Source organism: Cryobacterium sp. LW097, from assembly GCF_002205495.2.
Classification (GTDB): Bacteria; Actinomycetota; Actinomycetes; order Actinomycetales; family Microbacteriaceae; genus Cryobacterium; species Cryobacterium zongtaii.
This window is the reverse complement of the sequence record NZ_CP021992.1, coordinates 3498357-3515733: the sequence shown is the minus strand read 5'-3', so window position 1 is coordinate 3515733 and position 17377 is coordinate 3498357. Positions and strand designations below refer to the sequence as shown.

22 protein-coding genes are annotated in these 17377 nt (G+C 69.1%); 2 read left to right on the top strand and 20 right to left on the bottom strand.

The features are described 5' to 3' along the window. Nucleotides 1-2 precede the first annotated feature (2 nt). The 4 genes from modA to B7495_RS16460 form a co-directional block, all read right to left on the bottom strand. Nucleotides 3-788: a molybdate ABC transporter substrate-binding protein gene (gene modA / locus B7495_RS16475; protein WP_088457538.1), complete on the bottom strand. Its 786-nt coding sequence runs from the start codon at nt 786-788 to the stop codon at nt 3-5. After that, a complete protein-coding gene (locus B7495_RS16470) occupies nt 785-1189 on the bottom strand; it encodes a molybdopterin-binding protein (protein ID WP_088458155.1) in 405 nt (134 codons plus the stop codon). Before B7495_RS16470 ends, modA begins: the two co-directional genes overlap by 4 nt. 97 nt (nt 1190-1286) lie before the next feature. Beyond that, entirely contained in the window at nt 1287-1535 is a 249-nt protein-coding gene (locus tag B7495_RS16465) for a hypothetical protein (protein WP_088457537.1), read from the bottom strand. Further along, complete coding sequence (locus B7495_RS16460) at nt 1532-2524, bottom strand: epimerase (RefSeq protein WP_088457536.1); 993 nt, start codon at nt 2522-2524, stop codon at nt 1532-1534. Before B7495_RS16460 ends, B7495_RS16465 begins: the two co-directional genes overlap by 4 nt. Nucleotides 2525-2686: 162 nt before the next feature. Between B7495_RS16460 and B7495_RS16455 the strand changes: the two genes are divergently transcribed. Further along, nucleotides 2687-3097 carry a low molecular weight phosphatase family protein gene (locus B7495_RS16455; RefSeq protein ID WP_088457535.1) on the top strand — a complete coding sequence of 137 codons (411 nt, stop codon included), beginning with the start codon at nt 2687-2689 and terminating at the stop codon, nt 3095-3097. On the opposite strand, the gene B7495_RS16450 is transcribed toward B7495_RS16455, so the two are convergent. The 13 genes from B7495_RS16450 to B7495_RS16390 form a co-directional block, all read right to left on the bottom strand. Continuing rightward, on the bottom strand, nt 3094-4329 hold the full coding sequence (locus B7495_RS16450) for an RNA polymerase sigma factor (RefSeq protein ID WP_088457534.1): 1236 nt from the start codon (nt 4327-4329) through the stop codon (nt 3094-3096). The genes B7495_RS16455 and B7495_RS16450 overlap by 4 nt on opposite strands. A gap of 26 nt (nt 4330-4355) precedes the next feature. Further along, the gene (locus B7495_RS16445; RefSeq protein ID WP_088457533.1) at nt 4356-4781 is read right to left on the bottom strand and encodes a YciI family protein; all 426 of its coding nucleotides are present in this window, start codon (nt 4779-4781) and stop codon (nt 4356-4358) included. 93 nt (nt 4782-4874) lie between these two features. Next, nucleotides 4875-5681, bottom strand: coding sequence for an HAD family hydrolase (locus B7495_RS16440; RefSeq protein ID WP_088458154.1), 807 nt, complete (start codon nt 5679-5681; stop codon nt 4875-4877). A gap of 5 nt (nt 5682-5686) precedes the next feature. Then, nucleotides 5687-6847, bottom strand: coding sequence for a cysteine protease StiP family protein (locus B7495_RS16435; protein WP_166788826.1), 1161 nt, complete (start codon nt 6845-6847; stop codon nt 5687-5689). Beyond that, complete coding sequence (locus B7495_RS16430; RefSeq protein WP_121678507.1) at nt 6844-8262, bottom strand: phosphoribosyltransferase domain-containing protein; 1419 nt, start codon at nt 8260-8262, stop codon at nt 6844-6846. Before B7495_RS16430 ends, B7495_RS16435 begins: the two co-directional genes overlap by 4 nt. After that, a complete protein-coding gene (locus B7495_RS16425; protein ID WP_088457530.1) occupies nt 8259-9449 on the bottom strand; it encodes an HpcH/HpaI aldolase/citrate lyase family protein in 1191 nt (396 codons plus the stop codon). Before B7495_RS16425 ends, B7495_RS16430 begins: the two co-directional genes overlap by 4 nt. Before the next feature lie 6 nt (nt 9450-9455). After that, nucleotides 9456-10199 carry a hypothetical protein gene (locus B7495_RS16420; protein WP_088457529.1) on the bottom strand — a complete coding sequence of 248 codons (744 nt, stop codon included), beginning with the start codon at nt 10197-10199 and terminating at the stop codon, nt 9456-9458. 3 nt (nt 10200-10202) lie between these two features. After that, entirely contained in the window at nt 10203-10754 is a 552-nt protein-coding gene (locus B7495_RS16415; protein ID WP_088457528.1) for a TerD family protein, read from the bottom strand. Further along, complete coding sequence (locus B7495_RS16410; protein WP_088457527.1) at nt 10751-11263, bottom strand: hypothetical protein; 513 nt, start codon at nt 11261-11263, stop codon at nt 10751-10753. Before B7495_RS16410 ends, B7495_RS16415 begins: the two co-directional genes overlap by 4 nt. Nucleotides 11264-11296: 33 nt before the next feature. Next, the gene (locus tag B7495_RS16405) at nt 11297-12499 is read right to left on the bottom strand and encodes a toxic anion resistance protein (RefSeq protein WP_088457526.1); all 1203 of its coding nucleotides are present in this window, start codon (nt 12497-12499) and stop codon (nt 11297-11299) included. Between the two features lie 51 nt (nt 12500-12550). Further along, the gene (locus tag B7495_RS16400) at nt 12551-13129 is read right to left on the bottom strand and encodes a TerD family protein (protein WP_088457525.1); all 579 of its coding nucleotides are present in this window, start codon (nt 13127-13129) and stop codon (nt 12551-12553) included. 54 nt (nt 13130-13183) lie between these two features. Continuing rightward, on the bottom strand, nt 13184-13774 hold the full coding sequence (locus tag B7495_RS16395; protein WP_088457524.1) for a TerD family protein: 591 nt from the start codon (nt 13772-13774) through the stop codon (nt 13184-13186). Nucleotides 13775-13915: 141 nt separating this feature from the next. Further along, nucleotides 13916-15097: a TerC family protein gene (locus tag B7495_RS16390; protein WP_088457523.1), complete on the bottom strand. Its 1182-nt coding sequence runs from the start codon at nt 15095-15097 to the stop codon at nt 13916-13918. A gap of 150 nt (nt 15098-15247) precedes the next feature. Between B7495_RS16390 and B7495_RS16385 the strand changes: the two genes are divergently transcribed. Further along, nucleotides 15248-15742, top strand: a complete 495-nt coding sequence (locus B7495_RS16385; RefSeq protein ID WP_088457522.1) for a MarR family winged helix-turn-helix transcriptional regulator — start codon at nt 15248-15250, stop codon at nt 15740-15742. A 12-nt stretch (nt 15743-15754) separates the two neighbouring features. On the opposite strand, the gene B7495_RS16380 is transcribed toward B7495_RS16385, so the two are convergent. From B7495_RS16380 to B7495_RS16370, 3 genes are read right to left on the bottom strand one after another with little or no spacing between them, the layout of a single operon-like run. Next, complete coding sequence (locus B7495_RS16380) at nt 15755-16132, bottom strand: CrcB family protein (RefSeq protein WP_088457521.1); 378 nt, start codon at nt 16130-16132, stop codon at nt 15755-15757. After that, on the bottom strand, nt 16129-16587 hold the full coding sequence (locus B7495_RS16375) for a CrcB family protein (RefSeq protein ID WP_088457520.1): 459 nt from the start codon (nt 16585-16587) through the stop codon (nt 16129-16131). Before B7495_RS16375 ends, B7495_RS16380 begins: the two co-directional genes overlap by 4 nt. Beyond that, nucleotides 16587-17333, bottom strand: coding sequence for a 2,3-bisphosphoglycerate-dependent phosphoglycerate mutase (locus B7495_RS16370; RefSeq protein WP_088457519.1), 747 nt, complete (start codon nt 17331-17333; stop codon nt 16587-16589). The genes B7495_RS16375 and B7495_RS16370 overlap by 1 nt, the downstream gene beginning before the upstream one ends. Nucleotides 17334-17377 lie beyond the last annotated feature (44 nt).

Sequence of the window (17377 nt, the reverse complement as noted above, 5' to 3'; positions counted from 1 at the left end):
GATCACGCCGCCCCGAAGCCCGCGGCGCGCAGCACGGCGGCGCCGGCGCTGCCGGTGACGTAGTCGACGAACGCCCGGGCCACGTCAACGGATGCCGAGCCGGTCACGGGCACGATCGGGTAGGTGTTGACGGCGCTGGCGGCCTCGGCGAACTCGATGCCCTCGACCGCGGCGCCCGCGGCGGCGACGTCGGTGACGTAGACCAGGCCGGCGTCCGCTTCACCCGAGGTGACCTTGCCGAGCACATCGGTGACGGATGATTCTTCGCTCACCGGGCTGAGCGTGACCCCCGCGCTCGCGGCCACGGTCTCGGCCGCGGCGCCGCAGGGTACCTCGGGGGCGCAGGCGACGAGCCTGACGTCGGGTCTGGTCAGGTCGGTGAGGTCGGTGATACCCGCGGGGTTGCCCGGCGGCACCGCGATGGTCAGGACGTTGGTGGCGAAGTCCACGGGCTCGCCGTCGCCCAGCGCCGCATCCGTGAGCCTGGCCATGTTATCGGTGTCTGCCGAGGCGAAAACGTCGGCCGGGGCGCCCTCGATGATCTGGGTGACGAGGGCGGAGGAGCCGGCGAAGTTCAGCACCACCGTGGTGCCCGGGTTGGCGGCTTCGAAGGACGCGGCCAGCTCGGTGAAGGTGCCCTGCAGCGACGCGGCGGCGTAGACCGTGATGTCGCCCCCGAGCGCGGCGGCGGAGCCGGTCGGTGACGGGGTCGCGGACCCGCATCCGGTGAGGGTCAGGCTGATCACGACTGCGGTCGCGAGGCTGCGGGTGACGCGGGCCACGGTCAGACTCGCCCCTGGGGTGTTTCGACGATGACCGTCGTGGCCTTGACCACGGCGATGGCGACCGAGCCGAGTTCCAGGCCGAGTTCGCGTACGGCTTCACTGCTCATCAGCGAGACCACGCGGTGCGGGCCGCACTGGATCTCAACCTGGGCCATCACGGTGTCCATCACGATGTCGGTCACGAGGCCCACGAACCGGTTGCGGGCGGACCGGCCGATTCCGGACGGATCCTCCGGGAGCACCGCGTTAGTGCGCGCCAGCTGGGCCAGCGCCAGGCCGTCGACCACGGTGCGGGACGAGGCGTCCTTCGAGCTGGGCAGCACGCCGTTGTCGATCCACCGGCGCACGGTATCGTCGCTGACACTCAAGAACGCGGCCGCGTCTTTGATGCGTATCTGAGGCATGAAAAACACTCTAGCTCCGATTTCGCGGAGTGACGTGCGGCTGTGACCCGCATCCGCAATTCGGTGGGGACTAGACGATTCGGCGCGGGGCTGCTGCCTAGTTGGAGCGACGCGGGCGGCGGCGGCGAAAACGCGGCTTCCTGCGGGGCTGGGCGGCGGACGGCTCGTCCCCGCCCGGGCGCGGAAGCAGGACGGGCAGGTGCGCCACCGACGATGTCGCGGAGCCGGGGCCGATGTTCAGCGCGTCGACGATCACCAGAGCCGTTTTGAGGGTCGCCTGGACGATCCTCCGCGCGACGCGGACCGCCACGGCGGTGACGGAGCCGCGGGCACGATTCCCGGTCATGGTCGTGCCGATCTAGCGACCACATCGTAGATGGCCGGCTCGAGTTCAGGCCAGGCAAACCGGTATCCGGCGGCGACCAGGCGTTCCGGTTCCACCCAGCGGCTCTTGAGCACCAGCTCGGGTTCGGTGCGCAGCAGCCACATGGCCGGTTCCAGCATCCAACGGAACGCCGGCAAGCCGAGCCTGGCGCCTACCCGGCGGCGTAGCGTCGCCATGAGCGTGCGGTTGTCGCTGGGGTGCGGCGCGGCCAGGTTGACCGGCCCGGCGAGTCCGTCGTGGGCGACGATGAACCGAATGGATGCCATGACATCGTCGATGTGGATCCAGCTGAAGCGCTGCCGCCCGCGGGAGTGATGGGTCGGCGCCGTGCCGTCTCCGCTCGGCTGAGTGCCGATGCCGCGGTAGCGCCGGTGCGGGAACCACCACCCGTCGACCTGCGGCCCACCCAGCCCGAGGCGTGCCAGGCGCGCGAGAATCGCGGTGGCGGGACCGTCACCGAGCACGATGGCCATCCGCAGCGCCACCCGGCGGGTGCCGGGCAGGACACCGGCGAAGAGCTCGTCCTCCCAGTTGCGGGCGATGTCCGCCGAGAAGCCGGAGCCGATCTCGCCGTGGGTCTCGATCATCGGGCGGTCCATCGCGTATCTGTAGATGGTGGCGGTGCTCGCGTTCAGCCACACCCGCGGCGGCCGCGCGCTCGTCTGGATGGCCTCGCGGAGCTGCCGGGTGGTGTTGACCCTGGAGTGCAGGATCTCGGTGCGGTTGCGGTCGGTGTACCGGCAGTCGACACTCTTGCCGGCCAGGTTGATGACCAGGGCGGAACCGTCGATCAGCTCCCGCACGGCGGTGTCGTCGTCCCAGCGCGCGTCGGGCCCGGTGCGGCCGATGCGGGCGACCTCGTAGCCCTGGTCGCGGAGCTCGCGAACGAGTCTCTGGCCGATGAACCCGGATGCCCCGGCTACCACTGCGCGTTCTCTGGTGTCCCCCACGGGTTCAGCCTACGAGGTGCGGGTGCGGGCCGGTCGCCACGATCTGCGGGTGCCGCGCCGGTATGCGGGTGGCGCGCCACCCGCATACCGGCGCCTGCCCCGCATAGTTCGGTGGGCACCCGCACGGACCGGTGCGCAAGCCGCGGTGGGTACGATTGCGGCATGACCGAGACCCGTATCCCATCCGTTCTGTTCGTCTGCCAGAAGAACGGTGGGAAGTCGCAGATGGCGGCCGCACTGATGAGGGCAGCGGCGGGGGACGGTGTCGAGGTGTTCTCGGCGGGAACGAAGCCCGCGGCGGCCCTGAACGCTCAGTCCGTGGAGTCACTGGCCGAGCTGGGAATCCGCGTCGGAGACGAGCAGCCGAAGGCCATCACCGCGTCCATGGTGGCCGCTGCCGACGTCGTCGTGATCCTCGGGTCTGAGGCGCAGGTCGATGAGGTGGCCGGAACGAGGTTCGAGACGTGGATCACGGACGAGCCCTCCGAGCGCGGCATCGAGGGCATGGAGCGCATGCGACTGGTCCGTGACGACATCCGCGCCCGCGTCGACGAGCTCCGCGCCCGCCTCTAGCCCTGCGCGTCGGCCTTGGCGAGCAGGACGTCACGTTCCCGCGTGTTCGCGGTGAGGGCGGCGGCCGTGAGGAACTCGGCCCGGGCCTCCTGGGCGCGGCCGAGCCGGGCCAGTAGTTCGCCGCGCACACTCGCCAGCAGGGCCGAACCACGCAGGGCGCCGTCGTCGGCGAGGTCGTCGACGATGCGCAGTGCGGATGCGGGACCGGTCGCCATGGCCACCGCTACCGCCCGGTTGAGCTCAACCACCGGGTTCGGCGCGATCCGGCCGAGTGCCTCGTAGAGCAACACGATCCGGTCCCAGTCGGTGTCCGCCACGCTGGGGGCCCTCGCGTGGCACTGGGCGATCGCGGCCTGCAGGGCGTAGCTGCCCCGGCCGCGGCCCAGCGCGTCGGCGCGGGCGAGGGCGGCCTGCCCACGGGCGATCTGGCCGTGGTCCCAGCGGCGGCGGTCCTGATCGGCCAACAGGATGGGCGTGCCGTCGGCGCGCACCCTGGCGCCGAACCTGGAGGCCTGCAGCTCCATCAGGGCCACCAGCGCGTGCGCCTCGGGCTCCCGCGGGGTGAGACCGGCGAGTACCCGAGCAAGCCGCAGCGCCTCGTTCGCGAGGTCGGTGCGCAGCCAATGGTCGCCGGACGTGGCCGCGTAACCCTCGGTGAAGATCAGGTAGACCACCCCGAGCACGGCGCCGAGCCTGGACCGCCACTCGCTCGGGTCAGGCACCTCGAAAGGCACCCCCGCCGCGGCGAGGGTCTTCTTGGCCCGCAGGATGCGCTGCTGGATGGTGGCCACCGGCACCAGGAACAGCCGGGCGATCTCCTCGGTGGTGAGGCCGCCGATCAGCCGCAGCGTCAGCGCGACCTGAGCCTCGCGGGCGAGCACCGGGTGGCAGGCGATGAATACCAGCCGCAGCACGTCGTCATCGATCGGTTCCCCAGCATCCGCGGCGGTGCCGATGCCCACCAGATCATGGGCCATCGCCCGGTACCTCTCATCGAGGCGTTCGCGTCGCCGCCAGGTGTCGATGGCCTTGCGCTTGGCGACGGCCGTGAGCCAGGCCCCGGGGTTCCGGGGGATGCCCGCCTCCGGCCATTGCCTGAGCGCGTCGACCACCGCTTCCTGGGCGAGATCCTCGGCCAGCACCACATCGTTGGTCATCTTCGCGAGCGTGGCGACGATCCTGGCGCCCTCGATGCGCCAGACCGCGTCCACGGTGCGCCGCGGATCGGCCATGACCCCAGCCTGCCGGCCGAAGCCCGCTAGACCTGGCCGCTCTCGGCGCGCCAGAGCTCCTGCTGCGCAAGGATCGGGTTGTCGGCCGCCTCACCGAAATCGCTCATCTCGGTGACCCGGCGTACCTCGAGCTTCGACCCCGGTCCGAGCGGGCACCGGCTCGCCCACTCGATGGCCTCCTCCTTCGACGCGACCTGGATCATCCAGAAGCCGCTGAACAGCTCGTGGGTTTCGCCGTAGGGGCCGTCGGTCACGATGGGTGGGTCTGCGGCGAAGTCGACCACAAAATTGTCGGCCATCGAGTCGGCCAGACCGTCGCCGGCGAGCATTACGCCGGCCTTGACCAGGGCCTCGTTGTATGCACCCATCTTCTCGATGATCTGATTGATGTCCGCCGTGTCGTAGTCCTGACGGGCCGCTTCGGTTGCTCGCATGATCAGCATGTACTTCATCGGGTTCTCCTCACTCGTGGAGGGCGCCGAGTGCGTCCCTCTACATGATGCGTCGAACGGGGCGGGCCTGGATCGACAGGACGGGAAAGAAATTCAGCTCGACAGCACCTGCCGGGTGATTGAGTGCAGCAGTTCCTCCCCGGCCAGGATGCCCCGCCGGGCGGTCACGGCCAGGTTGTGCCTGGTGAAGGCCGCGTCATGCAGCTCGCCGTGCGCCGGCCGGAAGGCGAAGTGCGCCTCCTCCAGCATCCGCTGGTCGAGGAGCGAGTCGCCGGCGGCCAGCACCGTGGGGGCGCCGAGCCGGCGGTGCACCTCGGCTACGGCGGCGCTCTTGTTCACGGCTTCCGGCACACAGTAAAGCTTGCGTCCCTGCACGGAGACGGTCCAGCCGAGCGCCCGGCACCGCACGTGCAGCCCGGCGATCCAGTCCGCGGGCATCGCCTCCCGGTCGATGATCGCGTAGGTGAACAGGTCCTCCGCGGTGTGCACCCGCACAATCCACTCCCCGGCGGCCGGATCCTCGAGCAGGGCCCTGACCTCGGCCAACGGAGCCGCTTCCGCGCCCAACCGGGCCTGCAGTGTGTGCGACCACGCCGGATCGACCTCACCGTCGACCAGGATCGTGCCGCCGTTAGTGGTGATGGCGAAGCGCGGCACCGACCCCGGCAGCTGCACCCGGCTGTACTGGGCGACGGTGCGGGTGGTGACCGGCACGAACGTGGCGGTCGCGGCGAGGTCGAGCAGAAGCTGCTCGGCGGCGCGCGTCATGAACGAGATCGGCACGCCCTGATAGACCTCGGAGACGACGATCGGTGGAGCCTGGGCGTCGGTCGTCTCGAGCCAGAAGGCGCGCGATGAGTAGATGAGGGTGCGGTCGAGATCGCAGGCGACCAGGGGCATGCCGGTCACTGTGCACCCGCAATCCCGCGACCGGGCCGAATGAGCCCGACACAGCTGTACGGCAGGTCGGGAACGACCTCGATCGGGACGCCGCGCTGCTCGGCCAGCAGCAGCACGTGCGCGACATCCGCCACGGCATCCGCCCGCACCAGCACCTTCCAGGGCACCCGGCGCAGCAGGACCCGGGTGGTCTCGCCGACTCCCGGCTTGACCAGGTTCACATCGTTGATGCCGTACTCGGTGCTGATCTTCTCGACAGCCTTCCAGCCGACCCACGACGGGGTGCGGTCCTCGCCGCTCGCCGCCGCGACTCCGGCGGCGACGTCGGCGGCGACATCGGTGAAGTAGCCGCAGACGGTGTCGAGAAAGTCGCCCGAGACGTCGTTGGGGCTCAGCTCGGCGTAGAACTTGGCGCCGTGGAACTCGTCCTCGCCGATCAGATCCCGGTTGAAGACGGTGCGGGACACGAGCCCGGACACCGTGGAGTTCAAGCAGGCGGACGGGATCAGGTAGTCCTCGCGGGTGCCGTGGATGGTGACGCAGTGTCCTGGGTCGGCCAGCACTGCCAGGTCGTCCCTGAAGAACACACCGTCGGTCCGGCCGAACAGGGCGATCGCCGCGGACAGCTCCCGCGCGATGGCGCCCTTGCCGGTCCAGCCGTCGACGAAGATGATCTGCTCCGGATCGTGGTGGGCGGCGAGGTAGCGCAGGGCGGTCTGGTCCAGCCCCACGCCGCGCACGATGCTCATCGTGTAGTGCGGCACGTCGATCCCGCGCGCCTGCTGGGCCCAGCGCCGCATCAGGATGCCGATCGGGGTGCCGGCCCGGGCGAGGGAGACGAACACCGGCCGGTCACCGCGGGCGGCGAGGGCCAGGTCGGTGACGACGCCGACGGCTACAGCGAGCCGGCGGCCGGAACGCTGAAGCGCCTCGCGGTAGAGCGCCTCGTATTCCGGCGACGGCAGGTACTCGATGGGTAACGACTCGGCGTAGTTCGCCGCCCCGGTCTGGATGGCGTGCTCGCGTTCCTCGGCCGGTGCCTCGAGGGCAACGCCCTGCAGGTCCTGCAGCAGCCAGCTCACGTCCTCGGCGGCGTATGAGCCGAAGGCGGGGCCGCTGAGCGGATGCGGCAGCACGGCCGCCGGCGGGAGAGGGCTGGTGGTCACGGGGTGGGTATCCCATCGGTGGGGGCTGAAGCGGTCAGGAGCACGACCACGATGCGGTCGCTCACGCGGCGGAGGGCGTCGATCACGCCGTCGGCACCGGTCAGTCGGGCGGGGTCGGTGCCGGGTTCCGGCATAAACACCACGGTGCCGAACCGGTGATGGCCGGCGGTGAGGTTGTAGGCGAATCGCACGCCGGCGCCGTCGGAGGTGGTGTCGTGGCTGCGGAAACTGATGGCGCTTCTGATCGGGTAGTCGGCCGCATCGAGGGCGGCGATCGGCGATCGGGTGCTGGTGGAGAACCTGACGAACAGCGGCGTGGCGGCGCGTCCGAGCTCGTCCGCGGTCAGCATCGGCAGGGCGATGAACTCTTCCGAGCCCAGGACCAGGACCCCGCGGTCGTCCGCGGTCGCCTCCCCGGCGGGGAGCAGGGCGGCCACACGATCGGCGACCGCCGCGGCGAGGGCGGCGTCCGCGGGTGCCGTGGTGCCGAATCGGGCGCTTCGCAGCGGGGCGAGGTCGGTGCAGTCGAGCAGGTGCACCTCGCCGGCAGCGGCGGGCGCCGGGGTGATGACGGGCATCGACTCGATCATCCGGCCGGCACGGGGAAGCACGTCGGCGGGGAGCCCGATCGAGCCGGCGGCCAGGCAGACCACGGAGATGCGGGTGCCGAGCGTGGTCGCCAGCTCGTCGAAACGGCCGAGGTCGGCGGGGGACCGCAGGTCGATCAGCGAGGCGATCACCCAGTGCGATTGCGGGATGAGGGCATGCAGCGCCGTGATCGTGTTGATCACCGTGGTGCCGGTGCTCAGTTCGTCGTCGACCAGAATCGTCGTGCCGCCCGCGCGCAGCCAGTGCGGGTCTGTCGGCAGCAGGGCATGGTCGGTGGCGTGGGAGTGTTCCTCGGCGAAGCCGGCGAACGGGGTCGCCCCGGCCGGCGCGTGCCGGGTCGAGTGCAGGTAGTAGGCGCCGAGGGCGTCCGCGACGAGCTGGCCGAGGCCGGTGGCTGTCTCGGCGTAGCCGAACGTCACGACGTCCGGTTGCGGCGCCGTCGCGGCGCGGATGTCGCGGCGGAGGTCCGTCAGATTGCGGTGGGCCTGGGCCAGGGATTCGGCATCCGTCGACTCGGCCTTCTCGGCCAGCCGGGCCACCAGAACAGCGAATCGGTCGCCCAACTCGTTCGCGGCCGGAGGGTAGCCGCCGGTGATGACCGCGGAGACGAGCAACCCGAGCAGTTCCCCGGCCGCCAGGGCGATGCCGGGCACCGTCGGCACGTGTTTGGCGAGCACCGTGGAGACGAGCAGGTGGGCGCGCTTGGGGTTGTGGCGGAGGGCGATGCCGACGAGTTCGTCGACGCCGAGGATGCTCCGGGTGTGGTCGGTGGCCACGTGGATGTCGAGGGCCGTTGCCACCGTCACCGCATGCTCGCTTCGAGGAGGTCGACGAAGGTGGTGGACTCCGAGGCCACCCCGAAGGCGTCGGCGCGCAGCATCGTCTTGTGCGCCCACGCGGAGTGCGGCTTGGCCTCGTTCATCTTGTTGCCGTACGGGGACGCGCTGGCTCCGCCGCCCACGTTGTCGAGAATGACCGCGGCGTCGAGGAACTCCTCGTGGCTCACGACAGACAGGGCGTGCACGACCGACACGTGGGTGGGGTGGATCACGGTTTTACCGAGGAGCCCGTTGGCCTGGTCGAGGGAGATCTCGCGGATCAGCCCGTCCAGGCCGCCCAGCATCAGCCGGTGCCGGAGTTCTCTCTCGTTGGCTTCGACGAACGGGGTCATACGCAGCTGCGGTCGGAGGATGCGCTCGGTCTCATAGTGCTCCCACACCGTGCCGGTGATCACAAAACTGTCGTCTGACCGGCCCAGCACGTTCACGATGTCGGAGATCATCGAGGCGACCACCTTGACGTCGTACACCGTGAGGTCGCGCGAGCGGCGCAGCCCGAAGGCGCTGGACAGGTCGGTCGCGCCGATGCGCGCGGCCAGCACGTCCTCGCGGTTGTCGTGCAGAATCGTGCGGATCGACGCGAGCGCCGAGGTACGCGTCTCGCTGTGGATCATGTTCGGAGACTCGAGAATGGGCATCAGTCGCAGCCGTTGGCCGCCCCGCGAGCCGTCGGCGCCGCTCTGCCGCTGGATCTCGCGGAGCGCAACGAAGAAGCCCTCGGCATAGCCGGTTTCGTTCTCGAACTTGGGGACCACGAATCCGCTGAGCAGAGCCAGGCCCGCACCGCAGGACTCGGCCACCCGCAACATCTGTTCCGGGGTGCGCACCCGCACGAAGAGCAGGGGGAGGGCGGTATCAGGCTTGTCCGTCGCGGTGCGGTGCAGGGCTCTGATCGCTTCGGCGACGTTGATCTCCGCGGCATCCACTGCGCTGTCGGCAATCGAGTCCTCGAGGCAGAGCACCATGCTGACGCAGCCGCGAGAGGCCTGTTTGATGACGTCGTCGGCGATAGCGGGACGGTCGCCGGGGCAGTAGAGCGTGGCGCCGAGGAACGCGGCGAGGAGCGGGGCGGGCGAGTCGACCGAGATTTCCTGGGGCCGCCGGTGGAACAGCTGGTCGGTCTGGGAGTCATCGAGGAAGGCGAAGTGGCGCATGGGGGATTATCGGCTCCGGGACTCTCGAGTAGCGACGTGGGGGGTGAGGGTGAAACCGAACTGGCTCAGAATCGCTTCGTCAGACGCCGTGCGGTCCACGGGTTCCGCCCGCAATTCGATGAGGTTACCGACCCTCAGCAAACAGAGGATGAACATCCGTGAGTCGTCACCCCGAGCGGTCGTGACCGTGGAGCCGTCGAAGATCTGCACGCCGAGGGTGTGCGGTCCGCGTGCGATGAACAGGGCGCGTCGCAGCCTCTGCAAGTGGCGCAGGGAGACGATCGCATCGGCCTCGTCGAATCCCACCAGCGGCCGATTGCCGGCTGTCGTCACGGGAGTGCCGGCGGTGTCGCCTGCAGCGCTCTCCGAGCCGGTCACCCGGTCGGCGTCCTCCCACGCGGCGAGGTCGGCGCCGCTCACGATGAGGCTGCCCACAGCGGACTCGCGGGCGTTGAGCCGGAGTACCGGCTCGTTCTCGCCCAGCTCGCGAACCTCGTCGATCGAGGGGGCCGGGAAGGGAAGCGAGTCCGGCGAGACGGTGGCCGGCGCCGTCGCGACGGATCCCGGGCGGGCCGGTGAAGCTGCTGTGCCGGTCGTCGCGGGGGCGAGAGACAACCCGGCGGATGCGGCCCGACGAGGTTCCGGCTCGGTGGCGGCGGCATCGCGCGCGACGGCGGTCGGCGCTGCGGGCTTGACGCGGCGGCGCAGGAACCCAATGTCGGTGCGGACCGGGGAGCTGTTCAGTGCCACCGGTCAGAGGTCGATCCGGAAATCGGCGGCGACCCCGCGCAGGCCCGTCGAATAGCCCTGGCCGAGGGCACGGAACTTCCAGTCGTCACGGTGGCGGTAGAGCTCGCCGAACATCAGCACGTCCACGGTGCGGTACTCGCCGGCCGGGAGAACAAAACTCACCAGCTCGCGGTTGTCGCGGGTGGCCACCCGGACGTACGCGGAACGGACCGAGGAGAAGTTGCCGGCGCCCCGCACGTCGGGGTCCACGTAGACGACGAACACGATCTTCGCGACCTCGGCGGGCACCCTGGCGAGGTCGACGTCGATCTCTTCGGTGTCCAGGTCGTCGCGGAAACCGACGGAGCCGTCCTGGCTGACGATCTGGTTGAAGAACACGAGATGGTCGTTGGAGAGCGACTTGCCCTGGGCGTCACACAGGATGGCCAGGGGCACGAGCTCGGACTGCGGACCGCGGCTGGGGATGATCTCCCATCCGAAGCCGATCATCAGCTCGGTGAGCCCCGGGTTCTCGGCGGTCAGGGCGGCGTTGGCCCCCGGAATCAGTGAGGTCATCGTCCGTCCAGCGTGAGGGTGGGAGCCGCGAACTTGTCGGCCAGGAAACGCCCGTGGGTGGAGAGCTCCGCGATGGCGCCGATGCGAATCTGGTTGAGCAGGTCGCCGATGGTTTCTTCGAGGATCCCGAGTTGGGCCGAGAACTGCAGGGTGGCAGCGGAGGTGTTGGTGCGTTCGGGCTCTGGCAGGGCGAGGTAGGCCCGCAGCGGGGTCGGCAGGTAGTCCCGGATCATCGCATCGAGCAACACGCGCTGCTCGGTCGAGGCGTTCTGGGCGGCGACCATTTCGATGACGCGACGGAGCAGGTCGTCGATCTGGGCGAGCCTGGAGGTGAGCAGGGTGGGCAGTTCGCCCCCGGAGCTCCGAACGGCTGCGCGCAGCTGGTCGAGGGCGCGCCGTGTCGCTTCATCCTCGGATTCCACGACGCCGGCCGGCTCCACGGCCGCGGAGGGGGCATCCGTCGTCGCCGGACCCTTGAACAGAGAGTCTACGAACTTGCCGAACGCCATGCCCTCACCGTCCTCGTTACGTTGCCCGATTGTCTAGCGTAGCTCGCGCTGTTCCCCCTGCTTGCTGCGTTCCAGGTACGGCTTCGCCTTCTGCAGTCCTGTTTCGAGAGCCGAGACCGTGCCCTCCATGTTTTTGGCGGCAGCGGCGCGGAAGGTGTCGATCGCGTCCATGGTGGCGAACACGTTGTCGAAGGCCTTCTGCAGCGTCTCGACACTCACTCCGGAGTTCGACGCCTGCTCGTGGATGCGCACGGTCTGGTCCTTGAGCATCTCGCTGGTCTTGAGGATCATGTTGTTGGTGGTGGTGTTGATCGCGTCGATCTGGTCGAGCACCATCTTCTGGTTGGCCAGGGCCTGCGCCACGATGACGGCCGTGCGGAGCGCCGCGATGGTCGTCGTGCGCGCCCGGTCGACACCCTTGATGAGTTCCAGGTTGTTCTTGCGGATGAGGTCCATCGCCAAGTAGCCCTGCACCGACACGGCGAGCTGGGTGAGGATGTCCTGGTGCCGCTGGCGGATCGGGAAGAGCACGTCGGCCTCGAGCTTCTGTGCTTCGTCGATGCGACCGGCGGACCGCGAGGCGTCGATCTTCTCGACGGTGGCGTTGTCCAGGGCTTTTGCGAAGACCGCGTACTCGCTCAGCGTCTGCATGGTCTCCCAGAGCTGTACCTTCTCACCGGCCAGCGACGCGTTGTCCTTGAGGAGTTCGTCCTGCCCGCTCATCAGCGACTTGATGATCGCGTCGAGCTGGGTCTGCGCTGACTCGTACTTCTGGAAGTACTTCGCCAGCTTGTTCCCGCCGGGGATGAAGCCCAGGATCTTGCGTCCCATTCCGAGGTCGGCGTCGTTGGGCGTGAGGTCCTCAACGGTCGAGCGCAGCTCACCGAGAGTGTTCGCCACGGTGATCTGCGCGCTGTTGCCGGTGCGCTTGGCGCCGGCGACCGAAGTCGACGAGCGCTCGAGCATGCGGGTGGAGTAGCCGCTGGACTGCACCATCTCGGCGCTCGCGAGGCCGGAGATGCCCTCGATCTTCGCGCTGAACTCGGGGGTCCGCGGATCCAGGGACGAGACATCCGCCACGAACTCCCGCGCCTGACGGGCGATCTCCTGCTGCCGCTCGGCCGGAACCGGCACCATGCCGGGCGCGTCGTCCGCCACCACGATGTCCGGTGCATCCGGCGCTTTCAGCACCAGGGCCAGCTCGGAGGCGTCCGGGGGAGAGAGGGGTGAACTCATGCGTGGTCCTGTCTGATTCTGGTGCGGCGGGCGGCGACGAGCGTGGGCCGGTTAGTCGAGGGAGATGCCGAAGTCGGTGGCGATGCCCGCGAGTCCGGTGGTGTAGCCCTGGCCGACGGCCTTGAACTTCCAGTCGGTGCCGTTGCGGTAGACCTCGGCGAACAGCATGGCGGTCTCGGGTGCCGCGTCCTCGCTCAGGTCGAACCGCACGATTTCCTGATCGTCCTGGTCGACGATGCGGCAGTACGCCCCGCGCACCTGGCCGAAGTTCTGGCGGCGTGCGTCGGCCTGGTCGATCGAGACCACGATCACCACGCGGGAGACGTCGCTGGCCACCTGACGCAGGTCGATGTTGATCTGCTCGTCGTCGCCGTCCCCGGCTCCCGACCGGTTGTCACCGAGGTGCACAACCGACTTGTCTGCCGAGGCAGGCTGGTTGTAGAAGATGAAGTCGGCGGAGGAACGCACCTTGCCGTTGTCGCCGATGAGGAGCGCGGAGGCGTCCAGGTCGAAGGCTTCGCCGCTGGTGGTGCGCGGGTCCCAACCCAGGCCGACAGTCGCGACGGTGAGTCCGGGGCTGACCTTGGTCAGCGAGAGGTTGTTGCCTTTTGCGAGTGTCAGACCTGCCATGGGAATTTTCTCCTTGTGTGTATGGGGTGGGTGAACGGCCGTGCGGTGGCGCGGTTAGAGGACCTTCGCCGCCGCGGTGAGCAGGTCCATGGCCGAACGGCCGGTGGCGCGCTCGCCGATGGCCTTGAAGGTCCAGCCGGTGCCGTCGCGGGAGACCTTCGACATGATCATGGCGGTGTGCGGGCCGCTGTCGGTCAGCTGGTAGCGGGCGACCTCGGGGGTGCCGGCGGACGAGTCGTCGACGAGGCGGCTGAACGCGTTCTCGACGAGGTCGAAGGTCTGCTGGCTGTAGCTGCTGATGACGAAAACGATCTGCGAGACCGCCGCGGACACCTGGGCGAGGTCGACGAGGATGGTTTCGTCATCGCCGTCGCCGGCCCCGGTCAGGTTGTCGCCGGTGTGGCGGGTCGAGCCGTCCTTGCTGCTGAGCTGCTGGAACCAGACGGTGTCGAGGACCTTGCCGGCGGCGTCGAAGAAGATCGCCGAGGCGTCGAGGTCGACCTCTGCGGCCTTGCCGCGACCGAACAGACCGCGCTTGACGGGGGCGGCGCTGTCCCAGCCGAGGCCCATGCGGACCTTCGAGAGGCTGCCGCCATCCGCCTTGGTCAGCGAGAGCGACTGGCCCTTTGACAAGCTCAAACCCATTGTGTACTCCTTCGTATGACGTTTTGTGTTGGTCAGCGCCAGTGCGCGCCCAGTCTAGAGGCCACCGGCACGGAAAATCCTGTATGGAGCGGGCGGCGAGGCGGCGACAACCGCGCGTCGCCGCCCGCTCCGGGGGTGGTGCTACTGCGCGACGCCGGCGTGGGCGTTGTGCGCCTCGGCCAGCAGCGCCTGCAGCTCTTCGTCTTCGGCGGCACGAGCCCGGTGCTTGGGGGTGAGCAGGCCCAGGGCGCGTTCGTGGGCGACGACGAGAGCGTAGGTTTCGTCGCGCGTCTCACCCTTGCCGCTGAAGTCGCCGGTCAGGTACTTCTTGGCCGAAGCCTTGCTGAGCGCGATCGCGCTGTGCGCGCGGCCGGCCGGGCTGACGAGCGAAGCGATGACCGTGACCGTGAGAACACCGATGATCACGGCGAGCGAGACGCCGGTGCTGATCTCGAAGACCGGGACGTGCTCGCCGCCGTTGATGAACGGCAGCGTGTTCTCGTGCAGGGCGTGCAGCACGAGCTTGATGCCGATGAAGCCGAGGATAGCGGCCAGGCCGTAGCTGAGGTAGATCAGGCGGTCGAGCAGGCCGTCGATGAGGAAGTAGAGCTGGCGGAGGCCCATGAGCGAGAACGCCGTCGCGGTGAAGACGATGTAGACGTTCTGGGTGAGGCCGAAGATCGCGGGCACGGAGTCCAGCGCGAACAGGAGGTCGGTGCCACCGATGGCGACCATGACGAGAAGCATCGGCGTCATGACCTTCTTGTCGTTCTCCATGGTGAAGAGCTTGTCGCCGTCGTACCGCTCGGTGGTGTGGAACAGGCGCTTCGCCAGCCGGATGATGAAGTTGTCGGCCTCGTCGCTCTCGGCTTCGGGCTTCAGCAGCTTGACCGCGGTGTAGATGAGGAATGCGCCGAACAGGTAGAACAGCCAGGCGAACGAGTTGATCAGCGCCGCGCCGAGGAAGATGAACCCGGTGCGGGCGATCAGCGCGAAGACGATGCCGAAGAGGAGCACCTTCTGCTGGTCGGCGCGAGGCACCTTGAAGCTGGCCATGATGATGAGGAAGACGAAGAGGTTGTCGACCGACAGCGCCTTCTCGGTGATGTAACCCGCGAAGTACTCGGTACCGAGCGTGGCGCCGCCGAAGAAGAGAACACCGAGCCCGAAGACGATAGCGATGCCCACATAGATGGCGGACCACTTGGCGGCCTCGGGGAGGGTCGGCTCGTGAGCCTTGCGCACGTGGAAGAAGAAGTCGAAGGTGAGCAGGGCGACGATGCCGAGGATCGTGAGGAGCCAGACGTAGCCGGGTATGTCCATGGGTGGTGTTCTCCGCGGGGGTAGTGGTGTGATTAAGTTGGGGTCGCCCAACCATTCGCATCCCAACCGAAAGGTAAGGTAGCTCCACTATGTTAGTTGGATCCGTCCAACTATTCGCACAGCCTCCGAAAAGTCAGGAAACTTTCAGCCATGGTGCACAGCCGGGAAACCGCTCCAACGGTCGGTGAGGCTCTGGAATCGGCCCTGTCGACCATCCTCCGCTGGTCGACGCGCGCCGACAATAAACGGATGCTGCACGATTCGAGCGGTGCCGCCCTCTCCAGCACGGACTCCTGGTTGCTGGAACGCGTCGTCGTCGCCGGGCCGCTGCGGATGTCGAAGCTCGCGGGCTGGATGGCGGTGGACAAGTCCACCATGACCACCGAGATCCGGCGGCTGGAGAAATCCGGACTGGTGAGTCGGCGATCCGATCCGACCGATCGGCGGGGCGTGCTCATCACCGCGACGGAAGAGGGGCGTACCGCCATCGCCCGGCACCGCCAGCTCGCCCAGGACGTGTACGGAACCCTGGTCGGCAAGTGGACTGAAGAGGACCGCACAGAGTTGGCCCGGTTGCTCGGTCGTTTCGTCGACGAGCTCTCCTGGGTGACCGATGCGGTCGCCAGGCACAACGAGTCGATCTGACCTCGCGCTGGGCTACCCGCCCAGGCCCAGCCAGAGGCCCAGGAAGGCGCAGCCCACCGCGAGCGCGAGCATCCCGAGCCCGTTGACCAGCGCCGGAAGGGACCGCCGGTCCTGCGCCAGCCGCACGGTCTCGTAGCTGGCGGTGCTGAAGGTGGTGAAACCGCCCAGCAGGCCGCCGCCGAGTACCAGGTGCCAGGCCTCCGGCAACCACAGCGCCAGGGTGAGGCCGGTGATGAGTCCAAGCAGCAGGGAGCCGACCACGTTGATGAGCAGGGTGCCGACCGGCAGCGTGGTGCGCACCCTGGACTTCACGACGCCGTCGACGACCAGCCGCAGGGTCGCGCCGAGACCGCCGGCCAGCGCCACGGCGACAAAGAGCAGCGGGGTCATCGGGCCGCCGTCCCGCTAGGATTCGGCCGCCGGCCGCGCAGGGCCCCGGCCGCGCCGATCCCGGCCCACGAGGCGGCCGCGCCGATCAGAACCGTGCCCAGCGCGTAGAGCAGGGCGGCGCCGAGTCGACTGTCGGCCAGCAACAGGCCGGTGTCGGTGGCCAGGGCGCTGTAGGTGGTGAAGCCGCCGAGCACGCCGGTGCCCAGCAGCAGCCGCAGCTGCCGGCGTCGGCCTTCGTCTGGGCCGCGGCGGGCCAGGGTCTCCAGCAGCAGCCCGAGCACGAAGGCGCCGACGATGTTGATGCCCACGATCACGACAGCCACCCCCGCGACCGGCGGCACCGAGATCGCCAAGAGCTCGCGCAGCGCGGTGCCGACGGTACCGCCGGCGAAGACGAGGGCGAGGTGCGGCCAGCGCAGGTGTACGGGGCGCGACGCGCCGGTCGGGACTGCCATCAGGTGCCGCCGTCGAGGGTGAGGGCGAGCGCGGCCGCCTCGGCACGTGGGGCATCGAGGTACCGCCGGCCGCCGGCCTGGTAGACCAACGGATGCCCGGTGGGCAGATTGAGTCGGTGGATGGCCGATTTGTCGAGGGTCTCGAGCACGGCGCAATACGCGCGGAGGGAGTTGCCGTGCGCCACGACCAGCACGGTGCGCTCATCCGCCAGGAGCGGCAGCACCCGCTCGGTATGGATCTCGGCCACCCGGGACATCACGTCACGTAACGACTCGCTGCGGGTGAGCGCCCGGGCGGGCAGGCCACGGAACAGGGCCGTGTCGGCGAAGCCGCCAAGCTGCTCGTCGGACATGGCCGGCGGCGCGGTGTCGACCGAGCGGCGCCAGGCCAGGAACTGGGCCTCGCCGACCTCGGCGCGCACATCGTCCTTGTACCGTCCGGTGAGGGCGCCGTAGTTGCGTTCGTTCAGGCGCCAGTCGGTGTGGACAGCGTCGGCCGGCAACTCCAGCGCGGTGGCCACGATGGCACTGGTCTGCCTGGCGCGCTGCAGCGGGGAGACGAGGACGGCATCCGGGACCAGGTCGTGCGCCGTGAGCAGGTCTGCGGCGGCCAGCGCCTCGTCGGCGCCGGACGGTGACAGCTCGGGGTCGAGGATGCCGGTGAAGAGGCCGGCGGCGTTCGCGGTGCTCTGGCCGTGGCGGAGCAGGACGAGTGAAGCACCGCTCGGCCAGCTCGTCACCGTCACCCACCAGTCTCGTCGGCCGGAACCATCAGCGCAGTCGGCGGTTC